Annotated in this window: 8 protein-coding genes; 6 read left to right on the top strand and 2 right to left on the bottom strand. The window is 63.0% G+C overall.

Features of this window, described 5'->3' with window-relative positions; translation table 11 throughout:
* On the top strand, window positions 1-651 hold a 651-nt coding region (locus Q0S16_RS19855; RefSeq protein WP_295851945.1), incomplete at its 5' end, for an aldo/keto reductase.
* A 54-nt stretch (window positions 652-705) separates the two neighbouring features.
* Here the strand turns inward: Q0S16_RS19855 and Q0S16_RS19860 are convergent.
* Both Q0S16_RS19860 and malQ read right to left on the bottom strand, forming a co-directional pair.
* The gene (locus tag Q0S16_RS19860) at window positions 706-2,508 is read right to left on the bottom strand and encodes a glycoside hydrolase family 15 protein (protein WP_295851947.1); all 1,803 of its coding nucleotides are present in this window, start codon (window positions 2,506-2,508) and stop codon (window positions 706-708) included.
* Window positions 2,509-2,531: 23 nt separating this feature from the next.
* Window positions 2,532-4,484, bottom strand: coding sequence for a 4-alpha-glucanotransferase (malQ, locus tag Q0S16_RS19865; protein ID WP_295851953.1), 1,953 nt, complete (start codon window positions 4,482-4,484; stop codon window positions 2,532-2,534).
* A 202-nt stretch (window positions 4,485-4,686) separates the two neighbouring features.
* Here malQ and Q0S16_RS19870 point away from each other — a divergent pair, with 202 nt between their 5' ends.
* The 5 genes from Q0S16_RS19870 to Q0S16_RS19890 form a co-directional block, all read left to right on the top strand.
* Window positions 4,687-6,636: an alpha-1,4-glucan--maltose-1-phosphate maltosyltransferase gene (locus tag Q0S16_RS19870; protein ID WP_295851955.1), complete on the top strand. Its 1,950-nt coding sequence runs from the start codon at window positions 4,687-4,689 to the stop codon at window positions 6,634-6,636.
* Between the two features lie 10 nt (window positions 6,637-6,646).
* Window positions 6,647-9,940 (top strand): maltose alpha-D-glucosyltransferase, encoded by a 3,294-nt coding sequence (gene treS, locus Q0S16_RS19875; protein ID WP_295851960.1) that lies wholly within the window; start codon window positions 6,647-6,649, stop codon window positions 9,938-9,940.
* Complete coding sequence (glgB, locus tag Q0S16_RS19880) at window positions 9,937-12,081, top strand: 1,4-alpha-glucan branching protein GlgB (protein WP_295851963.1); 2,145 nt, start codon at window positions 9,937-9,939, stop codon at window positions 12,079-12,081. The genes treS and glgB overlap by 4 nt, the downstream gene beginning before the upstream one ends.
* Window positions 12,082-12,083: 2 nt before the next feature.
* On the top strand, window positions 12,084-14,162 hold the full coding sequence (gene glgX, locus Q0S16_RS19885) for a glycogen debranching protein GlgX (RefSeq protein WP_295851966.1): 2,079 nt from the start codon (window positions 12,084-12,086) through the stop codon (window positions 14,160-14,162).
* The coding region (locus Q0S16_RS19890) for an alpha-amylase family glycosyl hydrolase (RefSeq protein WP_295851970.1) at window positions 14,159-14,821 on the top strand (663 nt) is incomplete at its 3' end. The genes glgX and Q0S16_RS19890, both read left to right, overlap by 4 nt.

Here is a 14,821-nt window from a genome sequence, read left to right on the forward strand (position 1 = left end):
ATCATGGCCGCCGTCGAAGCCAGCCTGACCCGGCTCAAGACCGACTGGATCGACCTCTACCAGCAGCACGACTTCGATCCGCTGACGCCGATCGAGGAGACGCTGCGCGCGTTGGAGGACCTCGTCCGCCAGGGCAAGATCCGCTATATCGGCAATTCGAATTTCCCGGCCTGGCGCATCGCCGAGGCCGAATTCACCGCGCGCGGCCTCGGCACCGGCCGCTTCGTGTCGTGCCAGGATGAATACAGCCTGCTGGTGCGCGAGCACGAGAAGGAGCTGATCCCCGCCGCGCAGCAATATAATCTCGGCCTGTTGCCGTTCTTCCCGCTCGCCGGCGGCATGCTGACCGGCAAATATGTGGGCGCCAAGATCATTGCCGCCGACACCCGCTTCGGCAAGACGCCGTCGATGCAGCAGCGCTACCTCAACCCGCGCAACGAGGCGATCGTCGAGAAACTCGCCGCCTTCGCCAAGGCCCACGACCACACCATGCTCGAACTGGCATTTTCCTGGCTCGCTGCCCGCCCGCAAGTCTCCAGCGTCATCGCCGGCGCCTCGACACCGGAGCAGATCGAACAGAACGTCAAGGCCATCGAGTGGAAGCTCAGCGCCGAGGAAATGGCGGAGATCGATACGATCACGCTGGCGTAAAGCGATTTCTGTTCGAGCCGGTTCAACTCATCCGCCGCCGTCCCGCGGGTAGCGCTACTCCGAGCGCTGCATCGCCGGCTTGGCGGCGGTATGCTTCGCAGCGCACAAATTGTGCGCGGTGTTGACCAGCGCGATATGGGTCAGCGCCTGCGGGAAATTGCCGGTCTGGCGCCCGGCGATGGAATCATATTCCTCCGCCAGCAGACCGACATCATTGGCGATGCCGACGACGCGCTCGAACAGCGCCTCCGCTTTGGCGATTTCGCCAGCCAGCAGATAGGCATCCGCCAGCCACAGGCTGCACGCCAGAAAGGCGCCCTCGATCGGCTGCTCCTCGCCGGTCTGTTCGCGCGGATCGTGGCGCAGCACGAAACCGTCGCGCATCAGGTATTTTTCGGTGGCGGCGAGGGTCCCCTGTACGCGCGGATCGGACGACGGCAGGAAGCCCACCGCCGGCAACAGCAACACGCTGGCATCGAGCACATCGGCGCCGTAATACTCGACAAAAGCGTTCATCTTGACATTGAAGCCCTTGTCGCACACCTCGCGATGGATGGTGTCGCGCAGCGTTCGCCAGCGCGCGAGCGGCGCATTGAAGCCGAATTTTTCCGCGCTCTTGATGCCGCGATCGAACGCCACCCAGCACATCACTTTCGAGAACACATAATGCGCGCCGTCGCCGCGGCGCTCCCAGATGCCGTGATCGGGCTGGTCCCAGACCGAGGCGAGATGCTCCAGCACCTGATGCTCGACGGCCCAGGTCTCGCCGTCGAGTTCGAGCTTGGCGATCCGCGACTGGTGGAAGGCATCGACCAGTTCGCCATAGACGTCGAGCTGCAACTGCGCATGCGCGGCATTGCCGATCCGCACCGGCTGCGCGCCCTCATAGCCCGGCAGCCAATCGGCTTCCCATTCCAGCAGCCGACGCTGGCCCATGATGCCATACATGATCTGCATGTCGGCCGGCGCCCCGGCGGCGGCGCGCAACAGCCAGTGATACCAGTCCAGCGCCTCCTCGGTGTAGCCACTGTTGATCAGCACGACCAGCGTGAAGGTGGCGTCGCGCAGCCAGCAATAGCGGTAGTCCCAGTTGCGGCTACCGCCGAGCTTTTCCGGCAGCGACGTCGTGGGCGCCGCGACGATGCCGCCGGACGGCGCATAGGTCAGCGCCTTCAGCGTGATCAGCGAGCGCATCACCAGATCGCGATGCTCGCCGCGATAGGTGCAACGCGCGCTCCATTCCAGCCAATACTGCTCGGTGTCCTGCAAGGCGCCGGCGCAATCGATCGGCGCCGGCACCTTGAGATGCGACGGACCATAGGTCAGCACGAACGGCATGCTGTCCCCGGCCTCGACGACAAAGTCCGCGACCGTCGTGAGGTTTTCGCCGCGGCTTTCGACCGGCGTCCGCAACACCACCATGTCCGGCCCGCAGATGCCGAGCAGCGCGCCGTCCTCGGTGCGCTTCATCCAGGGAATGTTGACGCCAAATCCGAACCGGATCACCAGCTCCATCCGCATCGGCACGCGGCCCCGATCACCGCGAACGATCCGCACCACGTCGGAGGCTGCGCCGCGCGGCGGCATGAAATCGATCAGCGTCACCGCGCCGTCGGCCGTCTCCAGCGTGGTTTCCAGAATCAGCGTGTCGCCGCGATATTGTCGCGAGCATTTCGTAATCTCGCCCGCCGGCGCGATCTGCCAATAGCCATGCTTGCGATCACCAAGCAGCGCCGTGAAGCAGGCGTCGGAATCGAATGCCGGCCAGCACAACCAGTCGATCGAGCCGTCGCGGTTGACCAGCGCGGCGGTTTCGCAGTCGCCGATCAGGGCGTAGTCTTCAATCAGAGCAGCCAATGAGTTTCCATCAGGTCAGGGGATCAGGCGACCATCACCGGCTGCCGGTCGGCAGTGGCCATGTTCAACGAATCGCGATCGATGGCGTCGACGATGTGATCAACCGATACCGGCAAGCGCTGCCGCCAGTTCGGATGCTCGTCGATGGTGCCCGGGATATTGGGCTGGTCCACCACCCCGAGCAGATCTTCCAGCGCGATCGCCAACAGCCGAGTCCGCGTCCGCGACAGAAATTGCGCCACGCCGTAAAAATCCTCGCGGAAGATGTCCTGGTCACGCAGCGCCTGGTTCAGCATGTCGATGGCGTGGTGACGCGATTCGTCGCTCTCGCCCGGGTCGATGCCGAGTCCGCGCTTCATCACCAGATCGGCGAAGCTGCGCCAGCCGGCAAAGGTCGGCAGATCGTGGGTGTTGAAGGTCACCAGCGCGTGCGGCGCGTAATGGCCAATGCCGCGAAACCCGCCGCGATCGTCGCGCTCGAACATCATCACCAGATAGGACCACAGGCCCCAGGCCGCGAGCTGGTCGCGAAACCCTTCCGGCACGGTGCCAAGATCCTCGCCGATCACCACGCAGCGATTGGCGATGCTTTCTTGCGCGGTCGCCGCCAGCAGCGCCTGCAGCGGCATTTTGACATAGGCGCCGTTGTCGGCAGCATAGCCGTGCGGCACCACGTAGAGACGGTTCAGTCCGAGCACGTGGTCGAGACGGATCGCACCGGCATAGCGCATCGCGGCGCGCAGCATCTCGCGGAACGGCGCGAAGGACTGCACCTCGAGACCGGCACCGTTGAAGCCGGCGAGGCCCCAGTTCTGCCCGGCCGGCTGCAGCGCGTCCGGCGGTGCGCCGATCGACAGATGCCGCGAGATCGCGATTTGCTCGTTCCAGGCGTCAAAGCCGCCGCTCTGCACGCCGACGGCGACGTCGAGATACAGCCCGACGCTCATTCCCAGCTCGGCCGTCAGGTCGAAACATTGCTTGAGCTGCAGGTCGGCATTCCACTGCACATATTCGATGAAGGCGACTTCGCGGCCATCCGGTCCGGCGCGCAGTCTCTCGCATTGGCCGTCGTCGGGATGCTGCCACTCCTCCGGCCAATCCCACCATGCGGTCTGGAATTTGTGGCGCAGCACCTCGAAACAGGCGAAGCGCGTCAGCAACGGCGCGCGCTCGACGCGGAACGACGCAAACGCCGCCTGCCGCGCGCTGTCAGGGTTGCCGCAGAATTCCTCGAATGCCGCGCGGAGCGCAACCGCCTTCAGCCTGGCGACCTCCACATAATCGACTACCGGCGTGGCGCGCAGATTGGCCAGCACATCGCCACTGTCATGGGCCGCGAATTCCGGCAGCGCCTCGATGTCAATATATAACGGGTTGAGAAACAGCCGGCTGTTCGGCGAATACGGGCTGCACTCCGCCGGGCGGTCGTCGAACAATGCATGCAGCGGATTGAGGCCGACGCCGCCGGCACCCAGACGCGCCGCCAAATGAAGAAGCGATTGCAGATCGGTAAAATCGCCGATGCCCCAATTACGCTCTGATCGCACGCCATATAACTGCACCGCGAGAATCCACGAACGATCGAACTCGCCGGCAAACGCTTTCGCGGGAGCGACGATGAACGGTGCCTCTTCGGAAAACAGCGACGCATCGGTCAGTTCGACGCGATGGAAGCCGGACGGAAGCTGCTCCGGCCAATCAATATTGCGGTCGGCGGTCGTGCCCTCCGCGATGGTTTTCCCGGCCGAACTGATTTTCCATTGCAGCGGGAAACTTGCCGCTTCGGTCAGTATTGTGCGGCACGCCTCGCCGGCGCGCAGGACCACCGAGCTGTCGAGAAAGCGGTGCGCGGTTCGCACCGGCATGGCATCCAGAATGATCTTGAGGGCTTCGGCATCGGTGGTGTGCCATTCCCCCTGTCCGTCATGAAAACCGGTTTGAATTCCGAGTTCGGCAGCTTTGGTAAAAAGGTCCATACGGCACGCTGTTTGCATCGCAACAAACCGAGATCGCTGCGAAATTTGTTAATTTCAGGAAGAGGATAGCCGTTTTCAACGCGTCGATCTAAGCTCAGTTCCAGTTGGAACCAAACGCCTGTCACGGGGCTTTGTATATGATCGCACCGTCTCTTTTCCGCAACTCGAAACGGGACGACATCTCCATGTCGCTGGCAGCACTGTGAACAAAAATACCCAAATCGTTGAAAGCGTCGCCGCCGGCGCGTTTCATGTTGAAAATATCTACCCGATCATCGACGGCGGCCGTTTTCCGATCAAACGGATCGTCGGCGAGCCGATCGAGGTGTTCGCGGATCTCTACCGCGACGGCCACGAGATCATCGCGGCCGCTATTGTCTGGCGCCGCGAGCAGGACCGCGACTGGAATCGGGTGCCGATGGCGCTGGTGGTCAACGACCGTTGGAGTGGCTCGTTCATCCCGGCGGCAATCGGCCGCTACGTCTATGCCGTGGAGGCATGGACCGACGAGTTCGCCACCTGGCGGCACGGCTTCGAATTGAAGCTGCACGCCGGACAGGATGTCACGCTGGATGCGCTGGAAGGCGCCGCCCTGATGACCAAGGCGCAGGCCGGTGGTCCGGATGCGTCGGCGCTGATCGTGCGGCATTGCGAAGCCTATCTGCAGAGCGGCGACACCGCGCCGCTGCTGGCGTCTGAACTGGCCGCGGCGATGGCCGAGGCCCAGACGCGGCCCGATCTGACGCGCTCTGCCCTGCTGCCGCTGATGATCGATCGCGAACGCGCCCGCAATGGCGCCTGGTACGAAATGGTGCCGCGCAGCCAGAGCACGGTGCCCGGGCAGCATGGCACCTTCCGCGACTGTATCGCGCGGCTGCCCGATGTCGCGGCGATGGGCTTTGACGTCGTCTATTTCACGCCGATCCACCCGATCGGCGTCAAGAACCGCAAGGGCAAGAACAATTCGCTGATGGCCGGCCCCGACGATGTCGGCAGCCCCTATGCGATTGGCGGCATTGAAGGCGGCCACGACGCGTTGCATCCGCAGCTCGGCACCATGGAAGATTTTCACGCCTTCATCGCGGCGTGCAAAGAATTAGACATGGAAGTCGCGATCGATGTCGCGGTGCAGTGCTCGCCGGACCATCCCTGGGTCACCGAACACCCGGACTGGTTCAAGCGTCGCCCCGACGGCAGCATGAAATATGCCGAAAATCCGCCGAAGAAGTATGAGGATATCCATAATCCCGACTTCACCTGCGATGACGCGGGATCGCTGTGGAACGCGCTGCGCGACGTGATCCTGTTCTGGGTCGACCAGGGCGTGAAGATCTTCCGGATCGACAATCCGCACACCAAGCCGCTGCGGTTCTGGGAGTGGATGATCCGCGAGGTGCAGCTGAAGCATCCCGACGTGTTGTTCCTGGCCGAGGCCTTCACCAAGCCGAAGCTGATGAAGGGACTGGCGAAGCTCGGCTTTTCGCAGTCGTATACCTATTTCACCTGGCGCACGCAGAAGTGGGAAATCGAGCAATATCTCAACGAATTGTGCGGCTATCCGGAGCGCGATTTCTACCGGCCGAACTTTTTCGTCAATACGCCGGACATCCTGCCGTTTCACCTGCAATCGGGTGAAGCCTGGATGTTCAAGGCGCGGGTGGCGCTGGCGGCGGCGCTGTCCAGCACCTACGGCATCTACAGCGGCTTCGAGCTGCTCGAGCACGAGCCAATCCCGGGCAAGGAAGAATATCTGAACTCGGAAAAATACGAGATCAGGACCCGCGATTGGGACCAGCCGGGCAACATCAAGCCCTATATTCGCGACCTCAACATGGCGCGCCGCGCCAACACGGCGCTGCAGCAGACCAGCAATCTGCGCTTCATGGCGGTCAACGACGTCAATGTCATCGGATTCGTCAAGGAATCGGTCGACCTAACCAATCTGGTGGCCGGTGCGATCTCGCTGTCCCGCGATCCGCACGAAGTATGGCTGCCGATCAACAGCCAGGTCATGGTGGACGGCCAGCGTCGCGATGTCGCGGCGGTCGAGAACATCGTCACCGGCGAACGCCACGCTGTCGAATGGGGCGGGCTCCGCGTCCGCATCGATCCGATGCGCGACCCTGCCATCTTCTTCCGCTGCCTCGCCTGAAAGCGCTCCCATGAACGTCATGCCGACCATCCACTCGACAGTCTCGCCGGGCGCCACCAATGATCATCTGTGGTACAAGGACGCGATCATCTACCAACTGCATGTCAAGGCGTTCGCCGACAGCAACAATGACGGTATCGGCGATTTCGCGGGACTGACCGAGAAGCTCGATTATCTGCAGGAGCTCGGCGTCACGGCGCTGTGGCTGATGCCATTCTACCCGTCGCCGGGTCGCGACGATGGCTATGACATCGCCGACTACGGCTCGATCCATCCCGACTTCGGGACCATGAAGGATTTCCGCCGCTTCATCAGTGAGGCGAAGCGGCGCGGCCTGCGGGTTATTACCGAGCTGGTGATCAACCACACCTCCGACCAGCACGACTGGTTCAAGCGCGCCCGCCGCAGCCCCGCCGGCTCCAGCGCCCGCGACTGGTATGTCTGGAGCGATACCGACAAGAAATATGACGGCACCCGGATCATCTTCACCGACACCGAGAAATCCAACTGGACCTGGGACCCCGAGGCCAAGGCCTATTACTGGCATCGCTTTTTTTCGCATCAGCCGGACCTGAATTTCGACAATCCCCGCGTGGTCAGCGCGGTGGTGCAGGTGATGAAGCGCTGGCTCGACGCCGGTGTGGATGGATTCCGTCTTGACGCGATTCCCTATCTGGTGGAGCGCGACGGCACCAATAACGAGAACCTGCCGGAGACCCACTCGGTCATCAAGCACCTGCGCGCCGAACTCGACGCCTATGCGCCGGGCAAGCTGTTGCTCGCCGAGGCCAACCAGTGGCCCGAGGACGTGCAGCAATATTTCGGCGACAGCGACGAATGCCACATGGCGTATCACTTTCCGCTGATGCCGCGCATGTACATGGCGATCGCCCAGGAAGACCGTTTCCCGATCACCGACATCATGCGCCAGACCCCGGATATTCCGCAGGACTGCCAGTGGGCCATGTTCCTGCGCAATCATGACGAGCTGACGCTGGAAATGGTCACCGACGTCGAGCGCGACTATCTGTGGTCGACCTACGCCAACGATCCCCGCGCCCGCATCAATGTCGGCATCCGCCGCCGTCTCGCGCCGCTGATGGACAATGACCGCCGCAAGATCGAGCTGATGAACTCGATGCTGATGTCGTTCCCGGGCACGCCGATCATCTATTATGGCGACGAGATCGGCATGGGTGACAACATCTATCTCGGCGACCGCAATGGCGTGCGCACGCCGATGCAGTGGACGCCGGACCGCAATGGCGGTTTCTCCCGCGCCGACCCCGCGCGGCTCTATGCCCCGACCATCATGGACCCGGTTTACGGCTATGAATCCGTCAATGTGGAAGCGCAGTCGCGCAGCCTGTCGTCACAGCTCTCGGCCACCAAGCGGCTGATGCAGGTGCGCAAATCGACGCTGGCATTCGGCCGCGGCACCATGCTGTTCATCCGCCCGAGCAACCGTTCGGTGCTGTGCTATGTCCGGCAGTTTGGCGACGAGGTGATCCTCTGCGTCGCCAACCTGTCGCGCTCGGCGCAAGCCACCGAACTCGACCTGTCGCCGTGGAAGGACCGCATCCCGCTGGAGATGCTCGGCCGCACCAAGTTTCCGCCGATCGGTGACCTGCCCTACATGATCACGCTGGCACCGTATGGCTTCTACTGGTTCCTGCTCGACGAACGCGATCCTACCGAGCACGTGCTGCCAACCGCGGTCCCGGAATTCGAGACGCTGGTGGTGCCCCTCGGCTCGTCCTGGATGACGCTGGAGCGGACCCGCGGCGTGTTCGAGCGCGACGTGCTGCCCGCGCATCTGGCGCGCACGCGCTGGTACCCGGAGCGCTCGCCCAAGGCGATCGAGGCCAAGCTGACCTCGGCGATCCCGTTCTGCGACATTGGCGACAACCGGCCATGGCTGGCGTTCTTTGCCACCACCCAGCGCAATGTGACGACGCGCTACGTGCTGCCGATGCAGATCGAATGGGTGCGCTTCGACCGCGAGCGTTACAATCCCCGCGCCTTTGCCGCCGTCCGCCAGGGCGCGCGCGAAGGCACGCTGCTGGATGTCGCCACCGATCCGATCTTCATCGCGCTGCTGCTGCACAATCTGCGCAATTCGCTGACCGTCGAGGAAGAAGGCGCCCGGCTGGAATTCCGGCCGACCAGCAAATTATCCGAACAGCCGTTCAAGCAGCCGCAAAATATCCGCGCGGTGGAGACCGAGCAGTCCAACAGCACCGCGCTGGTCGATGGCGACTATGTCGTCAAAATCTACCGTAAGCTGCAGCCCGGCATCAATCCGGAGATCGAGGTCGGCCGCTTCCTGACCGAAATCGCCGGCTACGCCAATACGCCGGCGCTGCTTGGCAGCATCGAACTGGTCGAGGGCGAGCAGAAGAGCGCGATCGCCATCGTTCATGCCTTCGTGCAAAATCAGGGCGACGCCTGGACCGTTACCTCGGCCTATCTCGATCGCTTCGTCGACGAGCATAAGCTGCTCGCCAATGGTGCCGAGGTCTCGCAGAGCGAGGAGCAGGTGCCCTATCTGCGCTACATGTCGCAGACCGGACGCCGCGTCGCGGAAATGCAGATGGCGCTGGCCAGCCGCGACGACATCGCGGACTTCAAGCCGGAGAAGACCACCGCTGACGATATCCGGCTGTGGATCAGCGAGATCGTCGCGCGTGCCGAGATCGTTTTTGAGGGCCTGCTAACGCGTCGCAACGCGGCGAAGGAATCCGACCGCGCTTTGATCGACCAGATGCTGGCGATGCGCGCCGGACTGCGCGATCGTCTCACCGCGCTGCTGCCGGAAAACATCGACGGGCTGAAGATCCGCCATCACGGCGACTTTCATCTTGGCCAGATGCTGGTGGTGGCCGACGACATCTTCATCATCGATTTCGAGGGCGAGCCACGCCGGCCGATCGACGAGCGTCGCCGCAAGGCGCCCGCCGCGCGCGACGTCGCCGGGTTGATCCGCTCGATCGACTATTCGGTGACGGCCGCGCTGGAACGCGCGGTCAAGGTCAATCCCGACGAGACCGGCCGTCTTGCCATGGCGCTGGAAGGCTGGCGGGAACGGGCGACTTCAGCCTTCGTTGACGCTTATCGAGATACCGTCACGGATGCCCGTCTGTGGCCGGGCGATGCCGCGGCCGCGGAGGGAATGTTGAACTTCTTCCTGCTGGAAAAGGCGTTTTACGAGATCGAATACGAACTCGCGCATCGACCCGACTGGCTGCGGGTCCCGCTGGCCGGGACACTTCGAATTCTGTCTCAGTACCCGGAGGTCTCATGACCAAGTTAACCGCGGAAGCTTACGCCATCGTCGAAGGCCGCCACGCCGACCCGTTCCACTATCTCGGCCGCCATCAGGAGGATGATCAGACCGTGGTCCGCGCTTTCCTGCCGGAAGCCTCGGCAGTCGATGTGGTTGACGAGCATGGCGCCACCGCGGCGCTGGAGCGCGTCCACGATGCCGGCCTGTTCGTTGGAAATATGCCGAACGGTGCAGTGAACTACCAGTTGCGCGCGCGCTATGGCGACAACGTCGTCGATCTCGATGACCCCTACCGCTTCCCCACCATCTTGAGCGATTTCGACCTCTATCTGCTCGGCGAAGGCACCCATCAACGGCTGTATGACAAGCTCGGCGCCCATCCGATGAAGCTCGAAGGCGTCGATGGCGTCGGCTTCGTCGTGTTCGCCCCCAATGCGCAGCGCGTCAGCGTTGTCGGTGATTTCAATTTCTGGGATCCGCGCCGGCATCCGATGCGGGTCCGCGGCGTCGGCTACTGGGAACTGTTCGTGCCCCGCGCCACCGCTGGCGACCATTACAAGTTCAACGTCGTCGGTCCGCAGGGCCAGCAACTGGCGCTGAAGTCCGATCCGATGGCGTTCGCGGCGGAGCTCCGCCCCAGCACCGCCTCGATCGTGATCGACGAGACAAAATTGCCGCACCCGCGCTCTGCGCCCGCCGACATCAACGCGTTGAACAGACCGATGTCGGTCTATGAGGTGCATCTCGGCTCCTGGCGCCGCAAGAACGACAATGAGTGGCTGAGCTACCGCGAACTGGCGGAAACGCTGCCGCGCTATGTGCGCGACCTCGGCTTCACCCATGTCGAATTCCTGCCCATCAACGAGCATCCGTTCGATGGCTCATGGGGCTATCAACCGACCGGCATGTATGCCCCGACCAGTCGCTTCGGCACGCCGGAAGATTTCTGCGCGCTGGTGGAAGCCTGCCACGTCGAGGGTCTCGGTGTGCTGCTGGACTGGGTGCCCGGGCATTTCCCGGACGACGCCCATGGTCTCGGCATGTTCGACGGCACCGCGCTCTATGAGCATGCCAACCCGCTGCAGGGTCGGCATATGGACTGGGGCACACTGATCTATAATTACGGCCGCACCGAAGTGGTGAATTTCCTGGTCTCCAACGCGCTGTTCTGGCTGGAGCGCTATAATGTCGACGGATTGCGCGTCGACGCCGTGGCCTCGATGCTGTATCTTGACTACAGCCGCGATGCTGGTGCCTGGATTCCGAACAAGTATGGCGGCCGCGAAAATCTCGAGGCCATCGCTTTCCTGCGCCGCTTCAACACCGAGCTGTTCGCCAAATTTCCCAATGCCACGACGGCGGCGGAAGAATCCACCGCCTGGCCGCAAGTGTCGCGGCCGGTCGATTTCGGCGGCCTCGGCTTCGGCTACAAGTGGAATATGGGCTGGATGCACGACACGCTGAACTATATCAGCCAGGATCCGATCTACCGCCAATATCACCACGGCTCGATCCTGTTCGGGCTGCAATATGCATTTACCGAAAACTTCGTGCTGCCGCTGTCGCATGACGAAGTGGTGCACGGCAAAAAATCGCTGATCGGCCGCATGCCGGGTGACGACTGGCAGCGCTTCGCCAATCTGCGCGCCTATTACGCCTTCATGTTCGGTCATCCCGGCAAGAAGCTGATGTTCATGGGCTGCGAATTCGCTCAGGAGCGGGAATGGAATCACGACCGCTCGCTGGACTGGCACCTGCTCGAGCAGGACAAGCACAAGGGCATTCAGTCGCTGATCCGCGACCTCAACGAACTGTATAGGCAGCAGCCGGCGCTGCACGAATTGGATTGCGATCCCGCCGGCTTCGAATGGGTGATCACCGAGGACGCCGCCAGCAACGTCTTCGCCTGGCTGCGCAAGGGCGCCAATCCGCGCGCACAGTGTCTCGTGGTGGTGAACTTCTCGCCCAACGTCTATCGCGACTACAAAGTCCGCGTGCCGTTCCCCGGCAGATGGCGCGAGGTGCTGAATTCCGACGCTGGAATCTATGGCGGCGGCAATGTCGGCAATGGCGGAGAGGTCGTTGCGAACGGCCTCGTTCCCGGGATAAATCTTACGCTTCCGCCGCTGGCAGCGGTCTTTCTCGTACCGGAACTGTAAGCATGCGACTATCGGCCGGAACGCCCTTTCGCCTCGGTGCAAGCTGGGACGGCAGAGGGACCAACTTTGCGCTGTTTTCGGCAACCGCCCAGAAGGTCGAATTATGCCTGTTTGACAGCCAGGGTCGTCGCGAGCTGGAGCGCATCGTCCTGCCGGAGCGCAACGAGGACGTCTGGCATGGCTACCTCAACGACGTCTCGCCCGGACAGCTTTATGGCTACCGCGTGCACGGTCCCTACGAGCCCGAGCATGGCCACCGCTTCAACGCCCACAAGCTGCTGCTTGACCCCTATGCCAAGAAGATGGCGGGCAAGCTGGTGTGGAGCGACGCGCATTTCGGCTACCGCACCGGCAGCGCCCGCGAGGATCTGTCATTCGACCGCCGCGACAATGCCCGTGGCATGCCGAAGGCCGTCGTGGTCGACGAGACCTTCAACTGGGGCCGCAAGGAATCCCGCCCCGCGGTGCCATGGGAAGACACCATCATCTACGAGGCCCATGTCAAAGGCCTGACCCAGACCCGCAAGGACGTGCCGCCCGGAATCCGCGGCACCTATCGCGGCCTGTCGGCGCCCGCGATGATCGACCATCTCAAGCGCCTCGGCGTTACCACGGTCGAGTTGCTGCCGGTGCAGAGCTTTATCGATGACCGCCGCCTGGTCGAGCAGAAGCTCGCCAATTACTGGGGCTACAATTCGCTGTCGTTCTTCGCGCCGGAAGCGCGCTACGGCCAGGACAATCCACTGGACTCGTTCCGCACCACCGTGGCGCGCCTGCACGACGCCGGCATCGAGGTGATCCTCGACGTGGTCTACAACCACACCGCGGAAGGCAATCATCTCGGCCCGACGCTGAGCTATCGCGGCATCGACAACTCTTCCTATTACTGGCTGATGCCGGACAATCCTCGCTTCTATGATGATTTCACCGGGTGCGGAAGCTCCGTGAATCTGACCCATCCGCGGGTGTTGCAGATGGTGATGGATTCGCTGCGCTACTGGGTCGAGGGCTGCCATGTCGACGGTTTCCGTTTCGACCTCGCCACCACGCTGGCCCGCGGTCCCAACGGTTTCGACCGTAACAGCGGCTTTCTGACCGCGATCCGCCAGGACCCGGTGCTGGCCAATGTGAAGATGATCGCCGAGCCCTGGGACCTCGGCATGGGCGGTTACCAGGTCGGCGCGTTCCCGTCGCAATGGTCGGAGTGGAACGACAAATACCGCAGCGCGTTGCGCCGTTACTGGAGTGGCGAAGGCAGCCTGATCGGTGAGGTCTCCAACCGCATGACCGGGTCGTCCGACGTCTTCAACCATGATGGCCGCAAGCAGCGGGCCGGCATCAACCACGTCACCGTGCATGACGGTTTTCCGCTCGCCGACCTGTTCGCCTATAATGAGAAGCACAATGAGGCCAATGGCGAGGACAACCGCGACGGCTCCAGCGATAATCTCAGCAACAATTTCGGCGTCGAGGGTCCGACCAGCGATCCGAAGCTGCAGGCGCTGCGCCGGCAACTGCGCAAGAACCAGTTAGCCTGCCTGTTCCTGGCGCAGGGCGTGCCGCTGATGCTGGCCGGCGACGAGGTCGGCAACACCCAAGGCGGCAACAACAACGCCTATTGCCAGGACAACGATATCGGCTGGGTCGGCTGGGAGAACCTCGGCCACAAGGAAGACGACCTCACCGACTTCATCGGCTACATGGCGCAACTCAGGATGCGCTTTCCGCAGATCCGCGCCCAGCGCTGGCTCGACGGTCGCCGCGCCGACGGCACCTATGGCGTGCTGTGGCTGACGCCGGCGGCCGAGGAGATGACCGGACCGGACTGGTCGTTTCCCGACGGACGCTTCCTCGCTTACGTGCTCAGTCCGAGTGAGGACAACGCCAACCCGATCTTCATCGTGCTCAATGCGGCGCCGCAAGGCATCGCGTTCAAGCTGCCGAAGATGACGGAATACCGGCACTGGCGGCAGGTACTCAACACCGCCGACGACAGCCTGTCGATCGCGATCCTGCCCTCGGGAAGCGATCTCGACGCACCACCCCGCTCCGTTCTTGCCTTCGCTGGATCCGTATCATGACTGACCGAAGCTTCGGGCCGCGCCTGACTGAAACAGGCGCGATCTTCCGGCTGTGGGCGCCCGCCGTCAGCCGCGTCGATGTCATGCTCGACAAATTATATCCGCTGACACCCGGCGAGGACGGTTGGTTTTCCGCCGAGATCGCCGGCGTCAAGCCAGGGGCGACCTATCGCTTCCACATCGATGGCGCTGACAACGTGCCCGACCCCGGCTCGGCGTTTCAGCCGCGGGATATCGCCGGCCCCAGCGAAGTGATCGACCACGACGCCTATGTCTGGCGCGCCACCGACTGGAAGGGGCGGCCGTGGGAAGAGACCGTACTGATGGAAACCCATGTCGGCACCTTCACGCCGGAGGGCACCTATCGGGCCATGATCGCCCGGCTCGACCATCTGGTCGAGACCGGCATCACCGCGCTGGAACTGATGCCGCTGGCGGATTTTGCCGGACGTCACAACTGGGGCTATGACGGCGTGCTGTGGTATGCACCAGACGCCATGTTCGGGCGTCCCGACGATCTCAAGGCGCTGATCGACGAGGCGCATCTGCGCGGCCTGATGGTGTTTCTCGACGTCGTCTACAACCATTTCGGGCCAGAGGGGAATTACCTCGGCCAATACGCGCCGGACTTCTTCGGCGACGCGCATACGCCGTGGGGC

It is taken from the genome of Tardiphaga sp. (assembly GCF_025356345.1).
In the GTDB taxonomy this organism is placed as follows: Bacteria; Pseudomonadota; Alphaproteobacteria; order Rhizobiales; family Xanthobacteraceae; genus Tardiphaga.